The following is a 24740-nucleotide window of genomic DNA, read 5'->3' on the forward strand; positions in this document are numbered from 1 at the left end:
GTGGAGACGAGTGGGCGATTCACTCGTCTCCAAGCGCGAGCAATGACGCATTGCCGCCCAGCGCGGCGGTATTGACGGTCACGGTCTTTTCCGTGGCGAAGCGCAGCAGGTAGTGTGGCCCGCCCGCCTTGGGGCCGGTGCCGGAAAGCCCCTGACCACCGAAGGGCTGGACCCCTACGACGGCGCCGATGATATTGCGGTTGATGTACACATTGCCAACGCGAATTTTCTCTGCAATGGCATTAGCAAAGGATTCATTGCGGCTGTGGACGCCAAATGTCAGTCCATATCCCCGTTTGTTGATGGAGTCAATGACCCGATCGATTTCATTGGCCTTGTAGCGCACGATATGCAGTACCGGGCCGAACTGTTCCCGGTCCAGGGCGTCGATGCTGTCAATGCGGAAGGCCACCGGCGGCACGAAGGTGCCAAGTGCGGTGAACGCCGGGTCAAGCCGAGTCTCTGCCAGCAGCCGGCCCTCGCCCTTGAGCCGATCGATGTGAGCCATTAGCCCCTTGCGGGCATCTTCGTCGATAACGGGCCCGACATCGGTGCCGAGGTCCCGGGGATCGCCGACATGGAGCTCGTCCATGGCGCCCTTGAGTATCTCGATCACCCGGTCGGCCACGTCGTCTTGCAAGTAGAGTATGCGCAGAGCGGAGCAGCGTTGGCCGGCACTCTGGAACGCTGACTGAATCACGTCGCTCACGACCTGCTCGGGCAGGGCGGTGGAGTCGACAATGAGGGCGTTCATGCCCCCGGTCTCGGCGATCAGGGTGGGCAGCGGTGCATTTTCTCGGGCCGCCAGGGCACGGTTTATGATCTGAGCGGTATCGGTGCCGCCGGTGAAGACAACGCCGGTGATTCGTGTGTCGGCACTCAGGACGCTACCCACGGTGGGGCCGTCGCCGGGCAGCAGCTGCACCACGTCACGGGGCATGCCGGCCTGGTACAGCAGCTCTATCACACGATGGGCCACGATGGAGGTCTGCTCGGCAGGCTTGGCCAGTACGGTGTTGCCCGACACCGCGGCGGCAACGACCTGGCCGCAGAAGATTGCCACCGGAAAATTCCAGGGGCTGATCGCGGCGAAGACGCCCTTGCCGCTGAGCATCAGCTCGTTGGATTCGCCGGTGGGTCCTGGCAGCACGGTTGGCGCTTCGAACAGCTCTTCCGCTCGCATGGCATAGTAGTGGCAGAAGTCGACGGCTTCTCGTATCTCGTCGACGCCGTCGGTGAGCAGTTTGCCACCTTCGCGGGAGCAGAGCGTCATCAGCTCGGCCAGGTTCTCCTCCATGAGGTCGCCCAGGCGACGGATGATCGCGGCCCGCTCGGTGACCGGCGTAGCGTCCCAGCGTGGAAAGGCGGCCCAGGCGGCATCCACCGCTCGTGATGCCTGTTCCTTGTTGGTCCACTGAACGCTACCGACTTGGCGGTTGCGGTCATAGGGACTATTCACTACATGGGTATTGGCAGCATCCCTGGGTACTTCGAAGGCAAGTAGCGGTACCGCCTCGTAGGTCTTGTCCATGAAACCGGCCATGGCGTCCATCAGGGGCTGATAATGGCTGCGCACGTTAAGGTTGACCCCTTTTGAGTTGCGGCGTTTTTCGCCGAAGATGTCCTTGGGAAGCGGAATGCGAGGATTGGCATAGCTGGCGTACTGACGCAGGCTTTCCACCGGGTGTACGCAAAGTGACTCCACCGGAACCTTGGGGTCGACCAGTTGATGTACGAAGGAGGAATTGGCGCCGTTCTCGAGCAGTCGACGCACCAGATAGGGGAGGAGGTCCTTATGGGCCCCAACCGGGGCATAGATTCGGCAGTAGGTGCCTTCGGGTGCGCGCTTCAGGGCGGCATCGTAGAGTGCCTCGCCCATGCCATGCAGGCGCTGAAACTCGAACGAGCGCCCAGCCTCGTTCGAGAGTTCGAGAATGGTGCTGATGGTGTGGGCGTTATGGGTGGCAAACTGGGGAAAGATTCGTCCGCGGGTCTGGTTCGAGAGCAGGAAGCGTGCACAGACCAGGTAGGCCACATCGGTGCTTGCCTTGCGGGTGAAGACCGGATAGCCCTCGACGCCGAGCTGCTGTGACTCCTTGATCTCGCTGTCCCAGTAGGCGCCCTTGACCAGGCGCAGCGGAATCTCGTCTCCCTGACCCTCGGCCAGGCGATTAAGGTAGTGCAATACCGGCAGGGCGCGCTTGGAATAGGCCTGCACCACCAGGCCAAAATGTCCCCAGCCCTTGCAGGTGTCGCTTTCGTAGATGGCGCGGAAGACCTCCAGCGAGATTTCCAGGCGATCCACTTCTTCGGCATCAATGGTCAGGGCCACATCCCGCTCTCGGGCCATGGCAGCAAGTGCCCGCACGGTGTCCACCAGTTCGACCAACACCTGATCGCGCCGGCCGAATTCGTAGCGTGGGTGAAGTGCCGAAAGCTTGATGGAAACCGAGGGAGAGGGAGTGCCGGCGGGCAGCGACTGACAGGTCTTGCCGACTCGCTCGATGGCACGGGCGTAGTCGGCGTAGTAGCGCTTGGCATCGGCCCGGGTGCGTGCCGCTTCGCCGAGCATGTCGTAGGAGTAGGTGTAGCCCTTGTTGAACAGCGGCTTGGAGCGCTTCAGGGCTTCGTCGATGTCACGGCCGAGAACGAACTGCTTGCCCATGATCTTCATGGCTTCAACCATGGCGCGTCGGATGACCGGCTCGCCCATGCGATTGACCAACTTGTTGATGAAGCTCGATGGTTTGCCTTCGCGTGGCTTGTCTAGAGAGACCACGCGGCCTGTCATCAACAGGCCCCAGGTTGAGGCGTTGACCAGCCAGGACTCACTCTGTCCCATATGCGCCTGCCAGTCGGCGGGGCCCAGCTTGTCTTCGATCAGGGCATCGGCGGTAGCCTTGTCGGGAATGCGCAGCATGGCCTCAGCCAGGCACATCAGCATCAGGCCCTCGTGGGTATCGAGACTGTACTGCTGCAGCAGCTCATCGATAGTATCCACGGCGGTGTCCATCTCGCGCACCTCGCGCACGAGGTCGGCGGTCTTGCCAGCAATGCGCCGGAAGTCATCAGTATCGGCACTCAGCACGCGGACGAGTTCGTGTACAAAAGCATCTTCATCGACCGCATAGTGCTCACTGATCCGAGTGAACAAGGCGTCGAGTTCCTGCTGCCAGGTGGCAGAATCCAGCATGTTATTGGCATTGAGCATCAGAGGTCCCCCGGGTGTCGTCCGCCATCAAACGGCAAATCCACGGCTTCACCAGGCGATCTTGCCTGGTACCGATAGATAGCTTTGACTGTAGGGGGCCAGGGTAGAGGGCGCTTGCCAATTTCCCGGGTTTCTTTATAGATTCCGTGGCTAATCGCAGTTACAAGGCTGGATTTTCGACTTAAGTCGTATGCTGAGGCTGGGCAATAAGCGCGGTATTGGCTCGCTCGCTATTTGCTCGTCGCAGCTGACTTGGGGGGCAGCCAAACGTGCTTCGGAAAGCATGGGATAGTGCGCTCTGATGGGCAAAGCCGGTATTGGCTGCGATCTCCGAGAGTGGAAGGCGACTCTCTTCCAGCAGCCTCCGGGCTGCTTCCAGCCGACGTCGGCGAACATACTGCCAGGGGGACAGACCGGTTTGCTCACGAAAGCAGCTGCGAAAATGTGCTTCGCTCAGGCAGGCTTGTCTGGCCAGAGCGCCCACCGTCAGGGAGCGGGCCAGGTTTTGGTCGATATATTGGTCGAGCTTCTGCAGATCCAGACGGCGCCCACCGGCTGGCGGAGTCGTGTCGCTACCCAGGCGGGCATGAAGACAGCCGAGTAGGGTGGCCGACAGGCGGTCGCTCTGCGCAGCGACACTATTGCTTGCCTGGGTAATCGCCAACTCCTGGAGCAGGAAATCGAGGTAGCGCTTCAGTGGGTCGTCCAGGGAGAAGAAGCGCGGGGCATCGAACAGGCGCGAGAGCTCATGATGATACCCGGTCAGCGACGGTGCATCGGCAGGCAGATCGAGGATCAACTGGCGGTTCTCACCCTGGCCGACATAGTAATGCACGTGGTTCGCCGGCACGATACAGCCGGACAGGGCCGAGATGGCACCGCCGAGACCTTCGATCTCGAACTCGGCCTTGCCCTGCAGGCCAATCACGATCTGGTGGAAGTCGTGGGCGTGGTGCTGAGTGGCGGTATCGAGCGGAATCTGACGTATGGCGCTGGGCATGGGAACCTCCCGGCCTGACTGGCATTATTTCAAAGCATACCATACTCGAAAAGCTGTCAGCTTTCGTCCTGGTCACGCCGCTGGTTTCTGAGTCGGGTGTGGGCGGCAAGATGGTCACGCAGTGCGGCCAGCTCCTCCTGTCCGGTAGCGTCCAGCAACGGCTTGCCCTGGGGGATGCGCCAGGCTCGACCGTGGGCCTCCATCAGGCGGTGCGCCCGGCGCCTCACTCCGTCCAGATAGTCGTCATGACGAATCGGGTAGTTGATGATGGTATCCCACTCGTGCTGGCTGAGGCGGTTTTCCAGTGCCTTGTCGAAGAGCTCCAGCAGGTGCTCGGGCTCGGTGCGATAGCGCGCAGTCCGCGAAAACAGCAGAATCAGCAGCATGCCGCCAATGATCAGCGTGCAGACGGCGAAGATGAGAAGGAAAAGGGCCATGCAGTTGCTCGCACCGGTAGACGTCAGGGTCGTAGCAGAAGAGGGCTCATCGGCAGGGCCGATGTTGCCGGGTGACGATTGGCAGTATACCTGCGGCGAACTGGAGCGGGTGAAGGGAATCGAACCCTCGTCTTAAGCTTGGGAAGCTTCTGCTCTACCATTGAGCTACACCCGCTGTCCGGATTCGATAGTAAACTCAATGCCTTATGTTACGCAAGTTCTCCATCTTCTTTGTCGACACGGCTTGCCTAAGTGGTTGTTTTATCGCTGTGGGCGTGAGCGTCGAGCAGTGGTTGATGCGAGCAGCTTCTGGGGCAGAGTGCAAAAAAGCAGCGGTTGGCAAGAAAAATCTCTTGGGGAGAGAACTTTTTTCGATTGCGCTGTCTGATCTAGTACAGACAGCAGCGCGATGGCAGTCGCTAACACTGTTGCTCTGGCTCGCAGTTTCGATCTTGCCGCCCATGTTCACATGTGGCGGCTTTCTTTTGTTCCGGCACTACGTTTCTGTGCCTTCGAGCCAGGAGGCTGCTGGCCCATGGCCGAAGGAGAGTAAAAAGGCACCCGCCAATTGCCGGGTGCCTTGTCTGGCTTGATGGGGAAATGGTCGCAGACCTATTTGTGCCGCATACGTACAACGGCCGTCAGGACGTCGCGACGAGTAACGATGCCTACCAGTCGCTCCTGCTCCACGACGGGAAAGACCTTGGGCTTGTGCCCAAGCATCTCCTGGGCAAGATCGGTGATGCTCTTGTTGGGTGAAACCGAAAGAACCTCATTCCGCATCAGGTCCCCGACCAGCGGCGGTTCATCGTTGAGGTAGGCGCTCTCGAGAATCTTTCCCAGCACGTCCTGTTCGGATATGAAGCCGATCAGGCGGTCGCTCTTGTCGACCACGGGGACACCCGGCAGTCGATGCAAGGCCAACCCTTCAGCCAGGGTGCTAACGGAGGTGGTGGCGGTGACCCGGTAGCAGTCCCGAGACATGATATCGCGAACGATGGTGGGAGCCTTGTTGGGCATTGGCATCTCCTTGGCCGGTGGCACGTGGCAGGTTATGTAACCATCATAGCCGAGAGGAGCCCGGGTCTGGCCAGTGGTCATAAACACTTTTTCCAACGCTGATGTGATCTTGTCCGGGAACATGGTGCCCATGCCATGACTCCAAACCTGTACGCTACCTTCAAGGTCGGCTTGCCTTGCGGATGAGTCGCCTTACCAGAGGAGAATGCGATGGATGCCCGTGAATATCTGGCCAAAAAAGGCATAGGCCAGGGGCGAGAGGAAGAGCGCCCCATTACGCTGGAAGAGAAGGCTTGGGAGAGAGCCCGCGGCGCTGGCCATCGTCAGCCGCATGCCGGAACGCCTCATGATTGGGAGGATTGGGAGCGCTTCCACGACGCCTTGGCCGAAGGGGCCGAGTCCATCGAACAGAAGATCGATCATGATGCCCACCTCCATGCATCCGAGCGGGAATCACGCGATGCGGTTCGCACTTTTACCCCGCAGGTTCACGATCATCCCCACGGCGATAGCGCGCCTCGGCCTGAAGGTGCGACCTTGGCCGACACCGCGGAACTTCGCGTTGCCCTCAAGGTGTTGGCGATATTGATGCCGCCGCTGGCTGTGGGGCTCTCCCACGGTGGCGGGCGGCGTGTTGCGGTGAGTCTGGCGTTGACCCTTCTGGGCTGGGTCCCCGGAGTGGTCCATGCCTTTATTTGGCTGAGGCGCCCCCTTGGCTGAACCTCTGGCCATAAACCTTGCCCCAGTTCCCTCCTCATTCTGATATTTGCCCACGCATGTGCATTTCCGGTGAAAAAAGCGCCAGAAATGTTCGTAAGCGAAAGGTTGTGTGCGAAACCAATAGCGTTGACAGCTAATTTCTTTATTAACATCAGTTGGTTGTCAGGTTGCTTTCCAGTCAGTGTCTCGAATGTAGACGAAGGTATAAGGCAGGTGATGATCGTAATCGTTGCCCATGACGGGGTCCTGCGCTAGTCTCGGTATCGAAATCGAACATTTTCGGTCAAGAATGATTGAAAACGAACATTGGTCGCAATGAACGCTGCCTCTTACGCTTAACCGACCCAGAACAATAACAGGGCGAAGTGTATGTCTTCCTATCTTCTCTCCATCGATCAGGGCACCACCAGCTCCAGGGCGATTCTTTTCGATCGTGATCTACGTCCTGTCGCTACCTCCCAGCAGGAACTCGCCCAGTCGTTTCCTGCAGATGGATGGGTTGAGCACGATCCGTCATCGATCTGGGAGTCGGTGCTTTTCATCTGCCGTGATGTGCTTAGAAAAGGCAATGTCAGGGCTGGTGATCTCGCTGGCGTTGGTATTACCAATCAGCGCGAATCCACGCTGGTCTGGGATCGCGCCACTGGTGAGCCAATCTACCCGGTAATTGTCTGGCAGGACCGGCGGACCGTGCAGCAGTGCGAGAGCCTGAACGCTGCCGGCCACGCCGAGGATGTTCAGGCACGTACCGGGCTATTGATCGATCCCTATTTTTCCGCCACCAAGCTGGCCTGGATTCTCGACGAAGTCCCCGGCGCACGTGAGCGCGCAGAGCGCGGTGAGCTGGCCTTCGGCACCATTGATACCTTCCTGATCTGGCGGTTGACCGGTGGCAGGCAGCATCTCACCGATGCGACCAATGCGTCACGCACTCTGCTCTTCAATATCCATACCCAGGCGTGGGACGAAAGGCTGCTCGAACTGTTTGATATTCCCGCCGCATTGCTACCTGAAGTCACGTCTGGGAGCGCGACGTGCTGGCACCGGCCTTCGAGGAGCTCACGGGCATCAGCGTGACGCACAACATTATCGGCGAGGGTGACCTGGTCGACAACATGCAGACCCAGATGCAGACCGGCCGGAATATCTACGACGGTTTCATCAATGACTCGGACGCCATCGGTACTCATATACGTTATGGCACCACCATCAATCTTTCCGAAGCGATGGAGAACGAGTGGACGGATTTCACGTTGCCGACCCTGGACCTCGATGATTTCATCGGCATCCAGTACACCACCGGACCCGATGGCAGCATCTACCAGTTGCCGGCGCAGCAGTTCGCCAACCTTTACTGGTTCCGCTACGACTGGTTCCAGCGCGAGGATCTTCAGGAGCAGTTCCGCGATATCTACGGGTATGACCTGGGCGTGCCGACCAACTGGACGGCCTACGAGAACATCGCCGAGTTCTTTACCGAGCACGTTGGCGAGATCGACGGTGTGCAGGTCTATGGGCACATGGACTACGGCCGTCGTGACCCGTCGCTTGGCTGGCGCTTCCACGACTCCTGGCTCTCCATGGCCGGCATGGGCAGCCCGGGCGTACCGTTCGGCAACCCGGTGGACGACTGGGGTATCCGTGTCGATGAAGAGAGCCGCCCGGTGGGTGCCAGCGTGACCCGCGGCGGTGGCACCAACGCGCCTGCCTCGGTATTTGCCATGCAGAAGGCAGTGGACTGGCTCCGCGACTACGCGCCGCCCGAAGCCCAGGGCATGACCTTCGGCGAGGCCGGCCCGGTGCCTGCCCAGGGCCAGATCGCCCAGCAGATCTTCTGGTACACGGCCTTCACCGCCGACATGACCGACCCAAGCGTTGCGGTCACCGATGAAGAAGGTAATCCCAAGTGGCGCATGGCGCCGTCACCGGTGGGTCCGTACTGGGATGAGGGCATGAAGGTGGGTTATCAGGACGTGGGCTCCTGGACCTTCTTCGACTCCACCCCGGAGGATCGCCGCACCGCCGCCTGGCTGTTCGGGCAGTTCACCGTGGCCAAGTCGGTTTCCCTGGAGAAGCTGCTTGCCGGCCTCACACCAATCCGTGAATCCGACATCTTCTCCGACCAGATGACCGAGATGGCACCGAAGCTGGGCGGCCTGGTGGAGTTCTATCGCAGCCCCAACGAGTCCAACTGGACGCCAACCGGCACCAACGTGCCTGACTATCCGCGCATGGCGCCGCTCTGGTGGCAGAACCTCGCGCCGGTCATCAGTGGCGAGATCACGCCCCAGGAAGGTCTCGACAATCTGGCCGAGGCGATGGACAACATCATGGCCCGCCTGGCCCGGGCCAATGTGTTCGAGGCCTATGCACCGGTGCTCAACGAGGAGCAGGACCCCGAGTACTGGCTGTCGCAGGATGGTGCGCCAAAGGCCAAGCTCGACGACGAGATGCCGCAGGGCACCACCGTTCCCTATGACCAGATGATGGAGGAGTGGATGGCCGCCGGTACACGTTGAGGGCTCCTGTCGGGCGGTGGTGCCTGACCGAGACCACTTTTACCGGCGCGGCAAGCCCGTACCGACTTGCCGCGCCCGAGCCCGACATCCGCTGTTCGTGTTTCCGGTAGCCTGACCGGGTCAACTATTGCCCCGTTCGGCGCTTGCCGAGCGGGGTTTTGTTTCCGAAAAGGTCCGATTTTTCTATAGGTCCGCACATGCAACTGCGCAGCAGTAATATCAACAAGCTGACTGGCGAGGTCTTCGACGTCCTGATCGTCGGTGGGGGCATCAACGGTGCAGCCGCCGCGGCGGCCCTGGCTGGAAAGGGTGCCAGGGTGGCATTGGTCGAACGTGGTGACTTCGCCGGCAGCACCAGCATGCACTCCTCCAATCTGGTCTGGGGCGGCATCAAGTACATGGAGAGCCGTGATTTCGCCCTGGTTCGCAAGCTTTGCAAGAGTCGTAATCACCTGATCAAGAGCTACCCGTCGACGGTGCAGGAGATTCGTTTCCTGACCACTATTTCCAGGGGCTTTCGCTACCACCCCCGCTATCTCTGGGCCGGCAGCTGGCTCTACTGGCTGATTGGCAATGGCTTTACCCGAATTCCCCGTTTCCTGACGCCCTCTGCAATCAAGCAGGGCGAATCGATCGTTGACGTGGAAGAGGCCATCGGTGGGTTCGAGTATTCGGATGCCTATCTGCATGACAACGATGCCCGCTTCGTCTTCAACTTCGTGCGCGGGGCGCTCAATTATGGTGGCGTTGCGGTCAATTACGTCGAGTCACTGGGTGGAAAACGGGAGGACGGGCTTTGGGTCACCCAGTTGCGCGACGTAATGGATGGCAGAACGCTGGAAGTGCGCTCGCGAGTAATGATCAATGCGGCGGGACCCTGGGTAGACAAGCACAACGCCCTGACGGGGCAGCAGACGGATTATCATCACGTCTACTCCAAGGGCATTCACCTGATCGTGCCGCGACTGACCGACAGTCAGCGCGTACTGGCCTTCTTCGCCGACGATGGCCGCCTCTTCTTCGTCATCCCCATGGGGCCGAGAACCTGTATCGGTACCACCGACACCCGGGTCGAGAAGCCGGAAGTCGGTGTCACCGGGGAGGACATCCGCTTCGTCCTGGACAACATCAACAAGCGTCTTACCCTGGATAGGCCCCTGACCACCGACGATATCATCTCCACCCGCTGCGGCGTTCGCCCCCTGGCCGTGCGGGCCAACGGCGGCGGGGATCGTGATTTTCTGCAGCTTTCCCGCAAGCATGCCATCGACATCAATTCCGAGGAGGCCCACCTGAGCATTTTCGGCGGCAAGCTCACCGACTGCCTCAATGTCGGCGATGAAGTGGTCGAAGCCGTTCGTGACATGGGCGTGACGATACCTCACCCGGGCTACCGCTGGTATGGCGAGCCGCCGGCAGAAGTCCGGCAAGAGTTCATGCATCAGGCCGCGCTGATGGGGCTCGATGCCATGACGGCACCGGAGGCCTCCGAGCCATTGTCGACCCGCCTGTGGCGCCGCTACGGCACCCATGCCCTGGAGATGCTCGAGGAAATCCGCGAGGACCCGCGACAGGCTGAGGTATTGATAGAGGGAACCGAATACCTGCGTTGCGAACTGCGTCATGCGCAGCGTCGCGAAATGGTCACCCGTCTGGAGGATTTCCTGCGTCGACGCTCAAAGATCGCCCTCGTCGTGCATGAGTCGGCGATACGTGACTCGCCCGGGCTGAGAGAAGCCTGTGCGATCCTGTTCGGTGATCAGGCCGAGGCCCGGTTCGAGGAGTATTTTGCTGTCAGCCGTGGTGAAGAGGCAGTCCTGCCGACAACCGGTGAGTAAGAAAAGGCCTCGGGTGGTCTCGGCCAGGGGAAAGGGGGCTCGGCCAGAGGGGAAAGAGAGCGACAGGGAATTGATGCGGGTTCGGTTGTGCGTATAATCGCTGTCAACTATTTCGCTCTATGGAGTTTACCGTGGGCTATCTGATTGGCGTTACCGCACTATGGGCCTTTTCGTTCTCGCTGATCGGCGTCTACCTCGCCGGACAGGTGGACAGCTATTTCGCCGTGCTGGTGCGGGTTGCCCTGGCGGCCCTGATTTTCCTGCCCTTCCTGCGGCCGTCGCTTCTGCAGGGGCGGCAACGCATGACGCTGATGGCGCTGGGAGCCGTGCAGCTCGGCGTAATGTATATCTTCTTCTACCAGTCATTTCTGCTGTTGTCAGTGCCGGAAGTCCTGCTCTTCACCATCTTCACGCCCTTGTATGTCACGTTGTTGGACGATGCGCTGTTCGGCCGCTTCACACCGTTTTACCTGCTGACGGCGGCCCTTGCCGTGCTGGGTGCGGCGGTGATTCGCTATCAGGGTCTCGATAGCGGTTTCTGGCTCGGATTCCTGGTGGTCCAGGGCGCCAATCTCTGTTTCGCCCTGGGCCAGGTGGGTTATCGCCGTCTCTCGGTGACCTTGCCAGCATCGCTGCCGCGGCATAGTGTCTTCGCCTGGTTCTATCTCGGTGCATTGCTGGTTGCACTGCCGGCCTTTGCCCTGATGGGCAATACATCTGCCATGCCCACCACGAGCTTGCAGTGGGGCGTGCTTGCCTGGCTTGGCCTGGTGGCCTCCGGCGTTGGCTACTTCCTGTGGAACCTGGGGGCAACCCGGGTGGATGCCGGCGCCCTGGCGATCATGAATAACGCCTTGATCCCCGCGGGGCTGCTGGTCAACCTGGTGATCTGGAATCGTGAGGCCGACCTGCCGCGCCTGGCTGTCGGCGGAGCCATTATCGTCGGCTCGCTGTTTCTCAACGAGTGGTGGCTGCGCCGGCGGGCCACGGTTGCGGCTTGAGTTTGCCCGGCCTGCTGTCAGCCTCCATAATGGCCGGCCGTGATCCGAGAGGCCAGGGCATGCAAACCTTCAAGAACATCGGTCTGATCGGTCGCCTGGGTAGCACCAAGGTGGTCGACACCCTCAAGCGCCTGATGCACTTTCTCGACGAGCGGGATTACCATGTGATCATCGAGGATCGCACCGCTACCGTGCTGCTCGACCATGGGCATCCGGAAGCCAGTCGCCGCACCCTTGGTGAACTCTGCGATCTGGTCATCGTGGTGGGCGGCGATGGCAGCCTCCTGGGTGCGGCTCGTACGCTCTGCCATAGCGGCACACTGGTGCTGGGCGTCAACCGTGGTCGCCTGGGGTTCCTGACCGATATCTCCCCGGACGAGCTCGAGGAGCGCGTCAGTCAGGTACTGGCCGGGCAGTACGAGGTGGAAGAGCGGTTCCTGCTTGACGCCGAACTCTACCGGGATGGTATCCAGGTCGGCAGTGGCGATGCGCTCAACGAGGTCGTGCTGCATCCGGGCAAGGCGGTGCGGATGATCGAGTTCGAGCTGTTCATCGACGGCCAGTTCGTCTACAGCCAGCGCAGCGATGGCCTGATCATTGCCACGCCGACCGGGTCTACCGCTTATGCCCTTTCAGGGGGTGGCTCGATCATGCATCCCAAGCTGGACGTGATCGAGCTGGTGCCGATGTTTCCCCATACCCTTTCCAGCCGGCCGATCGTGATCGATGCCGCCAGCGAAATTCGCGTGCATATCGGCGAGACCAATCAGACCTACCCCCATATCAGCTGCGATGGCCAGACCCGTGCTGTGGCCAAGCCCGACGATGTCCTGGTCGTGAAGCGCAAGCCTCAGCGGGTTCACCTGGTGCATCCCCCGGGCCACAATTTCTACGATGTCCTGCGCAGCAAGCTGGGCTGGAGCAATCGGCTGGGGGACTGATGTGACGAGACAGGCAGCAATCGAAGGCTACGATCTAATCGGTGACGTGCATGGCTGCGGCGCCACCCTGGGCGCCCTGCTGGAGAAGCTTGGCTATCACCAGCGCGGTGGCGTCTACCGTCACCCGCGACGCCGAGTGATCTTCCTGGGTGACCTGATCGACCGAGGCCCCCGCATCCGCCTGGCGGTGAGCATCGCCCGACGCATGGTGGAGGAGGGCGAGGCGCATATCGTCATGGGCAACCACGAGTACAATGCCCTGGCCTACTGCCACCGTGCTCCCCGCCGACTGGGCCGGGAGTGGCTGCGCGAGCATTCGCCGCGACATAATCGCATCATCAAGGAGACGCTGGACCAGTACCGCGATCACCCCGCCGAGTGGGAGGAGGCGCTCGCCTGGTTCCTGGAAATCCCGTTGTTCCTGGAGCTTCCCGGCCTGCGAGTGGTGCATGCCTGCTGGGACCAGCCTCTGATCGATTCGCTGAGACAGAGCCACCCGCATGGACAGATCGACGAAGCCTTCCTTGAAGCCTCGGTCATACCGGGAACCCGGGAGTTCCGAATTCTGGACAGGCTGACCCGCGGGACGCATCTGCCGCTGCCGCAAGGCGTCGAAATTCATTCGGGGGATGGCTTTACCCGGCGCAGTTTTCGCGCTCACTTCTGGGCAAGGGAGCCACGAACCTGGGGCGACGTCATCTTTCAGCCTGATAATCTGCCGGGGGATTTGGAGGCACGCGCCCTGACCAAAGAAGACCAGGCCCTGCTCAGTCACTATGGTCTGGAGGAGCGGCCGCTGTTCATTGGTCACTACTGGTGCGAGGGAATTCCGGCCCTGCCGACGGCCAACATCGCCTGCCTTGACTACAGTGCCGTGAAGTTCGGGCGGCTGGTCGCCTACCGCTGGAGCGGCGAGGCGCGGCTCGACGCCAACCATTTCGTCTGGGTTCGGGGGCCTCAGGAGGAGGCGGCAAGGCCCAGGCCATGGGAGATCGATTTCGACTGAGCGGTGCCGTTCGGAAGGCTGGCAATACCATTACAAAGAATAACAACATTTTTTCTCTCGGCCCTGAACTTCCCGCTGCTATGTCCATCAGAGTAAGTGTTCCCTTGAATGATCCCTTGCTCTTATCCGGCGGCCCCCTCCGCCGGATTTTTTCTTTGCGTCGGCACGATTCTTCCGTACAAACCATCATTTCCAGCACAAGCCATTGTGGCGCTCGCCGTTGCGAAGCAGAATTGAACCCGTAATGACTTCAGGGAGTGTTCATGTACCGCATCATGCTGTTTCCCCATGATGCCGAGATCGGAGAGCTGCGCCGAGCGCTTTGGGCCCACCGGATCGGCCACCGCTTCACCGAAGAGGAGGAGGGGCAGGTATTGTGGCTGGCCAACCCCGATCAGCACGACGCCATGATGCAGCTGTTGTCGCGCTGGCAGCGGGGCGAGCGGCTCACCACCGAGCGGCGTCGGAAGGCGTCGGGCGGCAATTCGCTGGCGGTGCCATTCCGCCAGGCACCGGTCACGGCTACCGCATTGGCTCTTTCCCTGCTGGTGTTCGCGCTGATGGCGGTGATGGGCGATATCGTGGTGGCTGCATTGACCATCGTGCCTGTGGGCATTGTCAACGGTAGCGTCATGTTCGGCAGTCTGGGCGATGCCATGGCCTCGGGACAGGTATGGCGGCTGCTCTCTCCAGCCTTCCTGCATTTCGGCTGGATGCACTTGATCTTCAACATGCTGTGGCTGTGGTATTTCGGACGCCAGGTCGAGGCCCTGCAGGGCTCCTGGCGCATGCTGACGATCCTGCTGGTGGCCGGCATCGGCGCCAACCTGGCGCAGTACGCCACCGGCACGGTGCTGTTCGGCGGCATGTCCGGGGTCGACTTCGCCCTGTTGGGTTACGTCTGGCTGATGTCACGGCGAGCGCCCCAGAGCGGCTTCTTCGTGCCCCAGATGCTGGTGGTCTTCATGCTGGGCTGGATGGTTTTCACCATGACCGATGCCGCCGCCGCCGTGGGCTTCGGCAATGTGGCCAACGAGGCGCATCTTGGCGGCCTGGTCGTGGGGCTGGCCATGGGGTGGTATTATTCCGGGCGTGCCCGCCGCCTTTGATCAAGAGAGTTTGCAATGAGCGACATGACCTTCGAGCGCATGATCCAGCAGATGACCCCGGCCATCTACGATAGCCTCAAGCAGGCGGTGGCCCTGCGCAAATGGCCGGATGGCCGGATGTTGACCCCTGACCAGACCGAACTCTGTCTCGAGGCGGTGATGCGCTACGAGGGGGAGAACAACGTGCCCGAGGCGCAGCGGGTCGGCTATCTGGAGCAGCGCACCTGCGGTAGCGCCAGCTCCGGTGCCGATGTGCCGCCGGAGCTGGCTGGACTGGCCCGGGATGCCACCCGTGACTGAGGCCCGCCTGATCGAGGCCGAGACAACGCGTCAGGGCTGCCTGAGCAAGATGGCTATCGTCCCCGGTGAACAGGGCGAACCGGTACGCTATACCCTGCGCGCCGGCGAGCAGCGTCTCGACCTTAATGCGCGCCTGGGCGAGCCGCTGCGGCTGACCTGGACGGGCGCCATCGCTTGCACCCATTGCGGTCGTGCGACGAAGAAGAGCTTTGCCCAGGGTCACTGCTATCCCTGCTTCAAGAAGCTGGCCCAGTGCGATACCTGCATCATGAAGCCGGAGACCTGTCATTTCTTCGCCGGCACCTGCCGCGAGCCGGAGTGGGGGGAGCGCCACTGCTTCCAGCCCCATGTGGTCTACCTGGCCAACTCCTCCAGCCTCAAGGTCGGCATCACCCGCGGCACCCAGGTACCGACCCGCTGGCTGGACCAGGGAGCGATCCAGGCCCTGCCGGTATTGCAGGTCGATACGCGACAGCAGTCGGGCTTCGTCGAGATGCTGTTCAAGGAGGAGGTGGCCGATCGCACCAACTGGCGTGCCATGCTCAAGGGCGAGATCGAGCCGCTGGATCTTTGCGCCGAGCGAGATCGGCTGCTGGCGCGCCTGGAAGGGGGGCTCGCCAACCTGCACGAGCGCTTCGGGGCCGAGGCGATTCAGGTGCTCGAGGCCTCGCCGATGGCATTCGATTACCCGGTCCTGGAATTTCCCCGCAAGATCGTCTCCCACAACTTCGACAAGAACCCCGTCGTCGCCGGCACCCTGCTGGGCCTGAAGGGGCAGTACCTGATCCTCGACAGTGGCGTGATCAACCTGCGCAAGTTCACCGGCTACGAGGTGGCGGTGGCCTGAAACGGTGTCGCAGTGTTGCGGCAAGAGGCTATGCTTGTGCTTCCGACACCGATAGCTCAGGGAAGGACCATGTATCGCCTGCATATCGCCAACAAGAACTACTCTTCGTGGTCGCTGCGCCCCTGGGTGCTGATGCGCCAGCTCGAGATCCCCTTCGAGGAGTGCCTGACCCCCTTCGACCCCGGCACCAGCTGGGCCACGTTTCGCAGTTTCTCGCCCTCGGGCCTGGTGCCCTGCCTGGAAGATGGCGCCCGCCCGATCTGGGACTCGCTGGCCATCATCGAGTACCTGGCGGAGCGGCATGCCGGCGTATGGCCTGCCGACGACGATGCCCGGGCCTGGGCCCGCTGCGCCAGTAGCGAAATGCACGCCGGCTTCTCCGCGCTGCGTGGGCAGTGCGCCATGAACTGCGGGGTGCGGATGCGGCTGCATGAGGTGTCGCCGAAGCTGGCGCGCGACCTGGCCCGGCTCGATGAGCTCTGGCATCAGGGGCTCGAGCGCTTTGGCGGGCCCTTCCTGGCGGGGAAGGCTTTCACGGCGGTGGATGCCTTCTTCGCCCCGGTGGCATTTCGCGTGCAGACCTTCGGCCTGGAGCTGAGCGAGCCATCACTGGCCTATGCCGAGCGCCTGCTGGCACTGCCGGCCATGCGGCAATGGTACACCGAGGCACTGGCCGAGCCCTGGCGCGAAGCGGACCATGAAGCCGAGCTGCACAGGAGCGGCACCGTGCTTGAGGATCGGCGCGAGGTGACGGAAGAATCGCCGCCACAGGCCGACTGACTTTATTCGAACAGGTCGCCCTGGTCGCGGGGCGGCCGGAAGGCCGTGACATCCAGCCGCTGCGCCGAGCGTGCGGCCGGTTCATTGAATCCCAGTCGCCGGCAGGCATGACCGAAGCGCTGGGCCAGCAGGTCGGCAAACACCCCTTGGCCACGCATGCGCTTGCCGTAGCGGGCGTCATAGGTCATGCCGCCGCGACACTGGCGCATCAGGCTCATCACCTTGCCGGCCCGCTCGGGGTAGTGGGCATGCAGCCACTCCTCGAACAGCGGTGCAACCTCGTGGGGAAGTCGCAGCAGGGTCCATCCGGCGCAGTCGGCGCCGGCCTTTCGGGCCGCCTCCAGCAGTCGCTCCATTTCATGGTCGGTGAGCCCGGGAATCACCGGGGCGATCAGGGTGCCGACCGGTACGCCGGCCTGGGCGAGTCCCTCGATGGTTCGCAGCCGGGCGGTGGGGGAGGCGGCTCGCGGCTCCAGGGTGCGTTTGAGGTCACGGTCCAGGCTTGTCAGGCTGATCATGACGCGAACCAGGTTGTGGCCGGCCAGCGCGGTCAGCAGGTCGAGATCGCGCAGGATCAGGGCGCTCTTGGTAATGATCGAAACCGGATGGCGGCACTCGAGCAGGAATTCGAGCAGCCGGCGAGTGGTGCCGCGCTCGGCCTCGAGTGGCTGGTAGCAGTCGGTATTGCCGGAGAGGCTGATCGGCCGACAGACATAGCTCGGCTGGCATAGCTCCTCCCGCAGGCGCTCCACCAGGCCGCTGCGGGCGATCAGTCGGGTTTCGAAGTCGAGCCCGGGCGAGAGGTCCCAGTAGGCGTGACTGGGCCGGGCATAGCAGTAGATGCAGCCATGCTCGCAGCCCCGGTAGGGGTTTAGCGAGCGGTCGAAGGGCAGGTCCGGGGAGCGGTTCCATGACAGGGCGCTGCGGGCGGTTTCGTCGCGTACCAGTGTGGCGAGGCGCTGAGGCGTCGCGTCCTGCCACCAGCCATCGTCCTCGGTTTCGCTGTGAGTGGGGGCGAAGCGGTTATCCGGATTGAAGGTGGCACCGCGCCCCTTGCGTGGCGGCTGCTGGTCGGATGGCGGCATGGTCACGACTCCGTTAACTGTATTTATGTACAGTATAGAGGCCAGCCTATGAAGTGCCAATGCTGGATAAATGACGGCAGCCCATTACGCTTGTTGGCATGACGTCATCTACCCACAGTGAATCCCGGGACCTCGCCGAAGCACTCTTTTCAGTGCAGGGGCTCTGGTGCACCAGCTGTGCCCTTGCGGTGGAGGCGCAGTTGGAACGGCTGCCCGGCGTGACGTCCGCCAGCCTGCATTATCCCAGCGCGACCCTGCTGGTGTGCGGCCATGCCGAGGCTCTCGACGAGAGCGTCCTGGCCAGCGCGGTACGCCGCATCGGCTATCGGTTGGGACCACCGGAGGCGGCCGGCGATGCCGAGGCACGCCTCGAGAAAGAGAGCCGCTACCTCATCTTGCGGCTGCTGATCGCCGCCTCCTTCGGCATGTGGACGATGATCGCATCGCTGCTGATCTATGCGGGGGCGTTGCCCGATGCCGGACTGGAGCAGGTACTGGCCTGGGTGTCGGGGGCCTTTGCCCTGCCGGTGGTGGCCTATGCCGGGCTGCCGTTCTATCGTGCCGCCTGGCGAACCCTGCGCGCCAGGCGCCCCGGCATGGACGCGCTGGTCTCGCTGGGCACCCTGGGGGCCGTAGGGGTTTCGCTGTGGTTGCTCTATCAAGGCTCGGCAGAGGTCTACTTCGACACGGCGGTCATGCTGATCCTGCTGCTGCTGGCGGGTCGGCTGGTCGAGACCCTCTGTCGTCATCGCGGCCTGCGTGCACTGCATGCCCTGCATACGCCACCGGCTGACGTGCGACGACGGGACCGGGGCCGCTGGCGGAGCTGCCCGGTGGAGGTCGTAGCGCCGGGGGATTGTCTCTGTGTGGATCAAGGCGAGGTGCTTCCCCTGGATGGGGTGCTCAGGGAGGGGGAGGCGTTGCTCGACCTTGCGCCGCTGACCGGGGAGAGTGCGCCACGTCGTTGCCTGCCGGGTGACGCCGTGGCAGCTGGCTGTCGCAACCTGGGTGGGCCATTGATACTGGAAGTGACGGCCGTCGCCGGTGAGTGCCGACTGGACAAGCTGCGTGAGCAGATGTGGTGGCAGCAGGCGCGCAAGGGGGAGCTACAGCGCCTGGCCGACCGCTTCGCCGCCTGGCTGAGTCCGCTGGCCGTGGCGCTGGCCCTGTTCACCTGGGGCATGGCGCTGCTGGCGGGCGTGCCGGGGGAGGAAGCCCTGGTGCGGGCGCTGTCGGTACTGGTCGTGGCCTGCCCCTGCGCCGTGGGCCTGGCGGTGCCCCTGGCCGGGCTGGCGGGCAGTGGTCAGGCACTCGCCCGGGGCGTGGTGTTTCGCGACCCGAGCACCTTCGAGAGCCTGGCGGGCATCCGGGCCGCGGCGTTCGACAAGACCGGTACCCTGACGCCCGGGGAGCCGAGGGTGCTCGGCGTCAACGTGGCACCCGATGTCGTACGGGCGACGCTGCTGTCGCTCGCGGCCAAGGCGGCCCGGGATAGCCAGCATCCGCTGGCAAGGGCGTTGCGACGTCATCTGCGTGATGAAGGCGTGACCGTGACAAAGGCGGAGGCGGAGGGCGTCACCCGGGCGGAGGAGCTGGCCGGACGTGGGCGACGGGTTCGACTCGATGATGGCCGTGAGCTGCTGCTGGGCAGTCGTTCGTGGCTGGCGGAGCAGGGCATTCGTGCGCCTGAATACGGCGAGGCGTCGAGCAGCGAGATACTGCTGGCCTGCGATGGCCGCTGGCTGGGGAGTTTTGCCCTGGGGGAGCAGCCGTTACCCGGCACCGGCGAGACGCTGGCAGGGCTGCGTGAAGCCGGCCTGGCCCTGGCTCTGATCAGCGGCGATCGGCGAGGTGCCGTCGAAAGCCTTGGCAGGACCTTGGGCCTGTCGGCCGAGGAGTGCTACCCGGAGCGGAGCCCCGAAGCCAAGGCAAGGCTCGTCGGTGCACTGCCCCAGCCCTCGCTCTACGTGGGGGACGGCATCAATGACGTGCTGGGCCTGGCGACCGCAACGGTAGGCATTGCACCCCTGGGTGCGAGTTCGGCCGCCCGGGAAGGGGCCGGCGTGGTGTTGATGCGCCCGGGCATCGAGGGAGTGGCCTCGGCATGGTGGTTGGCCCGTCGGACCCGGCGGGTGATGCGCCAGAACCTGGTGCTCTCGGGGCTCTACAATGCCCTGGCGTTGGGGCTGGCGGCGAGCATGGCGATTCCTCCCCTGATCGCCGTGCTGGCCATGGTGGTGAGTTCGCTGAGCGTCATGGGCAACTCCGCTCGGCTGGCATGGCATGACAGCGCGGGGCCGGCAGCCGAGCCTGGCGAGGCAGGGGAACCGTTAAGGCCAGGGGGCGGCGAGTTCGCGATAGAGACCAAGCGGGTCTCCTGAGCGGCATGCGCACCATGCCCTGCCCTTGCTAATATGGTGCCCCTTGCCATGTTCCTTTCCCCCCCCCCACGCAGGATGCCACGATGCTCGCCGATCCCCTTGCCCGCCTCCAGTCCACCGACAGGGACATCGCTGGCCGCGTCGCCGATCACCTCGATCAGTTGACCAAGCCGCCGGGCAGTCTCGGCCGGCTGGAATCGCTGGCAATCACCCTCGCCACCATCACGGGCGAGGAGCTGCCCCGTATCACCCCGCCCGGCGTGCTGGTATTCGCCGCCGACCATGGTGTCGCCGCCGAGGGCGTCTCGGCGTTTCCCCAGGCGGTGACCGCCCAGATGGTGGGAAATTTCGTTGCCGGCGGGGCAGCCATCAATGTCTTCGCCCGCCAGATCGGTGCGCGGCTCGAGGTCATTGACGTGGGTGTGGCCAGCGAACTCTCCCGGGACAGCGCCGCGCGGGGCGGCGAGAGTGGGTTGGTGCACGACAAGGTGCGCAGGGGCACCGCCAATTTTGCCGAGCAGGACGCCATGCAGAGAAGCGAGGCGGTGCAGGCGATCGAGGTGGGCATTCGGGCCGCCGAACGGGCCGTGGCCGCCGGGTGTCGCTGCCTGATCGTGGGGGAGATGGGCATTGCCAACACCACCGCAAGCAGCGCCATGCTGGCGGTGCTGACCGGTGAGCCGGTAGCCGACCTGACCGGGCAGGGCACCGGCATTCCCGAGAGCCGGCTGGCCCACAAGCAAGCCGTCATCGAGCGTGCCATCGAGGCCCGGGCGCCGGACCCTCAGGATCCGCTGGATATCCTGTCCAAGCTGGGAGGGCTCGAGATCGCCGCCATGGCCGGCGCCTACCTGGGCGGGGCGTCTCGACGTGTCCCACTGCTGGTGGATGGCTTCATTGCCACCGTGGCGGCGTTGCTGGCCTGTCGCATCGACCCGAAGGTGCGCGACTACCTTGTCTTTGGCCACCGTTCCCGGGAGCCGGGCCACGTGCATGCCCTGACGGCGCTGGGCGGTGACCCGCTGCTGGAACTCGGGCTGCGCCTGGGAGAGGGCACCGGGGCGGCGCTGGCGTTTCCGCTGTTGGAAGCGGCGACCCGCATGCTGGCTGATATGGCCACCTTCGCCTCTGCCGGGGTTGCGGGCAGCGAAGGCGCATGACGGCAGAGCCGTTCTCTCTGGCCCTGCTTGCCCTGGTGGCGATGGCGATCCTGCTCGATCTGATGATTGGCGATCCACGCTGTCTGCCCCACCCGGTGGTGGGCATGGGGCGGGTGATCGCCCGGCTGGAGCGAGCCTGGAACCGCGGTTCGCCACGGGCGCGCCAATGCAAGGGAGCCATCATGACCCTTCTCGTGGTCATGGGCGTCTATCTCCTGGCCTGGGGGCTGCTGACGGGGCTGGCATGGTTTCACCCCCTGCTGGCGCTGGCCGCGGAGATCGGCCTGCTGGCCTCCACGCTGGCCATCAAGGGACTGCAGGATGCCGCACGGGACGTGGCTCGGCCCCTGGTCGCCGGTGACCTGGTGGGGGCGCGCCGTGCCCTGCGGATGATCGTTGGGCGCGATACGGCAACGCTCGACGAGAGCGAGATCACACGGGGGGCAGTGGAGACGGTGGCCGAGAACAGCGTCGACGGTGTCACCGCGCCGCTGTTCTGGGCCCTGCTCGGCGGGGCTCCCCTGGCCCTGGCCTACAAGGCGGTCAATACCCTGGACTCCATGGTCGGCTATCGCAACGAGCGCTACAGTGACTTCGGCTGGGCATCGGCCCGGCTCGACGATACGGCCAACTGGGTGCCGGCACGGCTCACCGCGCTGGCGATGTGGCTGGCGGCCTTCACGATTCCCGGCACAGGTACCCGCGGTGCCCTGGCGTCCACCTGGCGCGAGGCTCCACGCCATGCCAGTCCCAACAGCGGCTGGCCGGAGGCGATGATGGCCAACCTGATGGGCGTTCAGGTGGGCGGCACCAACCACTATGCCGGGGTCGCTTCCCATCGTGCCACGCTGGGGCGGCCGCTCGCGGCGCTGGAGGTTCGTCATATCGCGCTGTCGATCCGCCACCTGCATGGAACCTGGCTGCTCTTCGTTCTGCTGATGGCGCTCATGATAGTGGTAAAGGAGGGGCTGGCATGACGTCACACAGTGCCTGGCCGAGTCACGGCGGACAGGCGTCAGCCCTGCTGGAACGCTTCGGCCTGCCGGCGATCCAGCCCCTGGTGGACTTCAGTACCAATCTCAATCCGCTGGGGCCGCCCGACTGGCTGGGCGATGCCATTGCCGGTGCGATGGTGGGACTAGCCCGCTATCCCGACCCGAGCTACACAGAGCCCCGCGAGGCGATCGCCCGTCACGAAGGCGTTGACCCGAATCAGGTACTGCTGACCAACGGCGGTGCCGAGGCGATCTTTCTGGCCGCCGGGCTGCATGCCCGTGGCCAGGCGGTCATCGTCGAGCCAAGCTTCTCGGAGTATGCCCGGGCCTGCGCGGCACATGGTCTCCAGATCACCTCGCTTCCCCTGGCGGCGCCGGCCTTCGACCTGGACCCGGACAGGCTCGCCTCCCCGCTCCGCCAGGCCGACGTGCTGTTTCTCTGCCGACCCAACAACCCCACCGGCACCCTGCTGCCATGGCATACCATGGAGAGGCTGCTCGATTCGGCGCGGCAGCAGGGCGTCACGGTGGTGGTGGACGAGGCCTTCATCGATTTCGTCGATGAGCCAGGGGAAGCGCTGACTCCGCTGCTGGCACGTTTCGACAACCTTATCCTGCTGCGCTCCCTGACCAAGCTGTATACCCTGCCGGGACTGCGGCTGGGCTATCTATTGGCAGGCGCGCAGACGATCCGTCGGCTCCAGGCTGGCCAGCCCCCCTGGAGCGTCAATCACCTTTCCGCTGCCCTGGTGGCGCCCCTGTTGGCGGATAGCGACTTCCTCGATTGCACCCATGCCTGGCTGCGTGAGGAGCGTCCGCGCCTTCAGTCGGGCCTGCTGTCGCTGGGCCTCGAGGTGGTGCCGAGCCGGGTCAATTTCTTTCTGGTGCGCCAGGGCAGTGGCTCGCCAACAGGCGATGCATTGCTTCGGCGACTGTTGCAGGCCGGCATCCTGGCCCGCCATACGCATAATTTCCCCGGCCTCGACGGAGGCTGGGTTCGGTTGGCGCTGCGCGGACGCGCCGACAACGATCGACTGCTTGCGGCGCTGACGGCGGAGGCGGCGCGATGACCGCCTTCGTCAGCGGCGGGGCCCGATCGGGCAAGAGCGCAGTGGCCGAGCGGCTGACCCTCGCCTGGCAGCAGCGGCGTGGTGGGCCACGTTTCTACCTGGCCACCGCCACGGCTTCGGACAGCGAGATGGCGGCTCGTATCGAGCGTCATCGACGCGAACGAGCCAGCGGCTGGACCACCCGGGAGGTTCCGCTGGCGCTCGGCAAGGCACTCGCGGAGGTGCCGGCCGGGGCCACCGTGCTGCTCGACTGCCTGACGCTCTGGGCCAGCCGAGCGCTCTATGAAGCCGGCTTCGACGAAGAAGAGGGATGCGCAGAGCTGGCGGAGCTGCTACTCGACGCCGGGAAAAGACAGATCGCCCTGGTGGTGGTATCCAACGACCTCAACGAGGACCTGCCGCCCAGGGATGCCGAGACCTGGCGCTATCTGGCCTTCTTGCAGCGGCTGCACCGTCAGCTGGCCATGGAGGCGGATCGCGTGGTCGAGGTGGTGGCGGGCATGGCCATCGAATGGAAAACCGATGAGGAGCCCGCACCATGAGAGAAGCCGGCTATGGCCTGCTGCTGGCGATCCAGTTCCTGACCCGGCTGCCGGTGCCGGTTGCATGCCCCTGGACGCCTGCCACCAGCCGCTGGGCGCTGCGCTGCTACCCGCTTGTCGGATTGCTGCTCGGGGCGATCCTTGCCAGCATCGGGGCGCTGCTGCAGAGTGTTCTACCCACGCCAATGCTGGCGCTGCTGCTGCTTAGTCTGTGGGTGGCGCTCTCCGGTGGGCTGCACCTGGATGGCCTGATGGACGTTGCCGACGCCCTGGGCAGCAATGCGCCGCTGGAGCGGCGCTGGGAGATCATGAAGGACCCCCAGGTGGGCAGCTTCGGCATCCTGGCGCTGGTCTTCCTGCTGGCCTGGAAGGTGACGCTGCTCTGGACCTTGCTGGAGGCGGGAGTGAGTCTGGTCGTGCTGGTGGTGGTGCCAGCCCTGGGTCGCCTGGGTGGTGTCGCGTTGCTGTTGCTTGCACCCTGTGCACGGCGCGAGGGCCTGGCCTGGGCTTGGCGACAGCACCTGCAACGCCGCGATCTTGCGTTCTCGCTGGTGCCCCTGGCGGCGGTGTTCTGGCTGCTGCCGGGGGGGCTTTTCCTGGCGAGTGGGCTGGCTGCGCTGCTGCTGGGTTGCCTGCTGCTTTTCCTGCTGGGCTATGGCCTGCTCATGAGCCGCGCCTTCGGCGGGATCAATGGCGATATCGTCGGGGCCGCCATCGAGGCAGCGGAGCTATGGCTGCTGCTGATTGTCTGGGTCTGGTGGGTGTCGGGCTGACTGCT

21 protein-coding genes, 1 tRNA gene and 2 pseudogenes are annotated in these 24740 nt (G+C 63.6%); 18 read left to right on the top strand and 6 right to left on the bottom strand.

From position 1 onward, the window contains the following. Window positions 1–19: 19 nt before the first annotated feature. The 3 genes from putA to LOKO_RS15425 all read right to left on the bottom strand — a co-directional run bounded on the left by putA (window position 20) and on the right by LOKO_RS15425 (window position 4648). Window positions 20–3211 (bottom strand): bifunctional proline dehydrogenase/L-glutamate gamma-semialdehyde dehydrogenase PutA, encoded by a 3192-nt coding sequence (gene putA, locus LOKO_RS15415; protein WP_066451354.1) that lies wholly within the window; start codon window positions 3209–3211, stop codon window positions 20–22. A 181-nt stretch (window positions 3212–3392) separates the two neighbouring features. Then, window positions 3393–4211, bottom strand: coding sequence for a helix-turn-helix transcriptional regulator (locus LOKO_RS15420; protein ID WP_066451356.1), 819 nt, complete (start codon window positions 4209–4211; stop codon window positions 3393–3395). A gap of 56 nt (window positions 4212–4267) precedes the next feature. After that, window positions 4268–4648, bottom strand: a complete 381-nt coding sequence (locus LOKO_RS15425; protein ID WP_066451359.1) for a hypothetical protein — start codon at window positions 4646–4648, stop codon at window positions 4268–4270. On the opposite strand from LOKO_RS15425, the gene LOKO_RS19700 reads away from it, so the two are divergent. After that, window positions 4647–4784, top strand: a complete 138-nt coding sequence (locus LOKO_RS19700; protein WP_158509952.1) for a hypothetical protein — start codon at window positions 4647–4649, stop codon at window positions 4782–4784. The two genes, LOKO_RS15425 and LOKO_RS19700, sit on opposite strands and share 2 nt — an antisense overlap. Here LOKO_RS19700 and LOKO_RS15430 read toward each other — a convergent pair. Both LOKO_RS15430 and LOKO_RS15435 read right to left on the bottom strand, forming a co-directional pair. Next, a tRNA-Gly gene (locus LOKO_RS15430) sits at window positions 4750–4823 on the bottom strand. The genes LOKO_RS19700 and LOKO_RS15430 overlap by 35 nt on opposite strands. A 437-nt stretch (window positions 4824–5260) precedes the next feature. Next, complete coding sequence (locus LOKO_RS15435; protein WP_066451362.1) at window positions 5261–5668, bottom strand: CBS domain-containing protein; 408 nt, start codon at window positions 5666–5668, stop codon at window positions 5261–5263. Window positions 5669–5878: 210 nt separating this feature from the next. Here LOKO_RS15435 and LOKO_RS15440 point away from each other — a divergent pair, with 210 nt between their 5' ends. The 11 genes and pseudogenes from LOKO_RS15440 to LOKO_RS15485 all read left to right on the top strand — a co-directional run bounded on the left by LOKO_RS15440 (window position 5879) and on the right by LOKO_RS15485 (window position 16729). Continuing rightward, on the top strand, window positions 5879–6388 hold the full coding sequence (locus LOKO_RS15440; protein WP_066451364.1) for a YqaE/Pmp3 family membrane protein: 510 nt from the start codon (window positions 5879–5881) through the stop codon (window positions 6386–6388). Window positions 6389–6757: 369 nt separating this feature from the next. After that, a pseudogene (locus LOKO_RS18970) lies at window positions 6758–7417 on the top strand (FGGY family carbohydrate kinase); the annotation flags it as partial. Continuing rightward, window positions 7402–8907: pseudogene (locus LOKO_RS15445) on the top strand (ABC transporter substrate-binding protein); the annotation flags it as partial. The pseudogenes LOKO_RS18970 and LOKO_RS15445, both read left to right, overlap by 16 nt. Window positions 8908–9104: 197 nt before the next feature. Next, the gene (locus tag LOKO_RS15450; protein WP_066451366.1) at window positions 9105–10745 is read left to right on the top strand and encodes a glycerol-3-phosphate dehydrogenase/oxidase; all 1641 of its coding nucleotides are present in this window, start codon (window positions 9105–9107) and stop codon (window positions 10743–10745) included. A 131-nt stretch (window positions 10746–10876) separates the two neighbouring features. Beyond that, a complete protein-coding gene (locus tag LOKO_RS15455) occupies window positions 10877–11746 on the top strand; it encodes a carboxylate/amino acid/amine transporter (protein WP_066451368.1) in 870 nt (289 codons plus the stop codon). 59 nt (window positions 11747–11805) lie between these two features. Further along, the gene (locus LOKO_RS15460; RefSeq protein WP_144439680.1) at window positions 11806–12687 is read left to right on the top strand and encodes an NAD(+) kinase; all 882 of its coding nucleotides are present in this window, start codon (window positions 11806–11808) and stop codon (window positions 12685–12687) included. Between the two features lie 19 nt (window positions 12688–12706). Continuing rightward, on the top strand, window positions 12707–13693 hold the full coding sequence (locus LOKO_RS15465; RefSeq protein ID WP_066452399.1) for a metallophosphoesterase: 987 nt from the start codon (window positions 12707–12709) through the stop codon (window positions 13691–13693). A gap of 263 nt (window positions 13694–13956) precedes the next feature. Continuing rightward, entirely contained in the window at window positions 13957–14802 is an 846-nt protein-coding gene (locus LOKO_RS15470; RefSeq protein WP_066451374.1) for a rhomboid family intramembrane serine protease, read from the top strand. Window positions 14803–14817: 15 nt separating this feature from the next. Further along, window positions 14818–15102 (top strand): YeaC family protein, encoded by a 285-nt coding sequence (locus LOKO_RS15475; RefSeq protein ID WP_066451378.1) that lies wholly within the window; start codon window positions 14818–14820, stop codon window positions 15100–15102. Then, complete coding sequence (locus LOKO_RS15480) at window positions 15086–15949, top strand: DUF2797 domain-containing protein (RefSeq protein ID WP_066451381.1); 864 nt, start codon at window positions 15086–15088, stop codon at window positions 15947–15949. Before LOKO_RS15475 ends, LOKO_RS15480 begins: the two co-directional genes overlap by 17 nt. Before the next feature lie 69 nt (window positions 15950–16018). Beyond that, window positions 16019–16729 (top strand): glutathione S-transferase family protein, encoded by a 711-nt coding sequence (locus tag LOKO_RS15485; RefSeq protein ID WP_066451384.1) that lies wholly within the window; start codon window positions 16019–16021, stop codon window positions 16727–16729. 2 nt (window positions 16730–16731) lie between these two features. On the opposite strand, the gene LOKO_RS15490 is transcribed toward LOKO_RS15485, so the two are convergent. Next, on the bottom strand, window positions 16732–17814 hold the full coding sequence (locus LOKO_RS15490; RefSeq protein WP_066451386.1) for a PA0069 family radical SAM protein: 1083 nt from the start codon (window positions 17812–17814) through the stop codon (window positions 16732–16734). Between the two features lie 98 nt (window positions 17815–17912). On the opposite strand from LOKO_RS15490, the gene LOKO_RS15495 reads away from it, so the two are divergent. From LOKO_RS15495 to cobS, 6 genes are all read left to right on the top strand, one after another. Further along, the gene (locus LOKO_RS15495; RefSeq protein ID WP_083517620.1) at window positions 17913–20195 is read left to right on the top strand and encodes a heavy metal translocating P-type ATPase; all 2283 of its coding nucleotides are present in this window, start codon (window positions 17913–17915) and stop codon (window positions 20193–20195) included. An 83-nt stretch (window positions 20196–20278) separates the two neighbouring features. Further along, window positions 20279–21355 (top strand): nicotinate-nucleotide--dimethylbenzimidazole phosphoribosyltransferase, encoded by a 1077-nt coding sequence (gene cobT, locus LOKO_RS15500; RefSeq protein WP_066451395.1) that lies wholly within the window; start codon window positions 20279–20281, stop codon window positions 21353–21355. Further along, window positions 21352–22332 carry an adenosylcobinamide-phosphate synthase CbiB gene (gene cbiB / locus LOKO_RS15505; RefSeq protein ID WP_066451398.1) on the top strand — a complete coding sequence of 327 codons (981 nt, stop codon included), beginning with the start codon at window positions 21352–21354 and terminating at the stop codon, window positions 22330–22332. Before cobT ends, cbiB begins: the two co-directional genes overlap by 4 nt. Then, on the top strand, window positions 22329–23420 hold the full coding sequence (gene cobD / locus LOKO_RS15510) for a threonine-phosphate decarboxylase CobD (RefSeq protein WP_066451401.1): 1092 nt from the start codon (window positions 22329–22331) through the stop codon (window positions 23418–23420). The genes cbiB and cobD overlap by 4 nt, the downstream gene beginning before the upstream one ends. Then, window positions 23417–23962, top strand: coding sequence for a bifunctional adenosylcobinamide kinase/adenosylcobinamide-phosphate guanylyltransferase (locus tag LOKO_RS15515; protein WP_066451405.1), 546 nt, complete (start codon window positions 23417–23419; stop codon window positions 23960–23962). Before cobD ends, LOKO_RS15515 begins: the two co-directional genes overlap by 4 nt. Then, on the top strand, window positions 23959–24735 hold the full coding sequence (gene cobS / locus LOKO_RS15520; protein ID WP_066451408.1) for an adenosylcobinamide-GDP ribazoletransferase: 777 nt from the start codon (window positions 23959–23961) through the stop codon (window positions 24733–24735). The genes LOKO_RS15515 and cobS overlap by 4 nt, the downstream gene beginning before the upstream one ends. Window positions 24736–24740: the final 5 nt, after the last annotated feature.

The sequence above is a fragment of the Halomonas chromatireducens genome, assembly GCF_001545155.1.
GTDB lineage: Bacteria > Pseudomonadota > Gammaproteobacteria > Pseudomonadales > Halomonadaceae > Halomonas > Halomonas chromatireducens.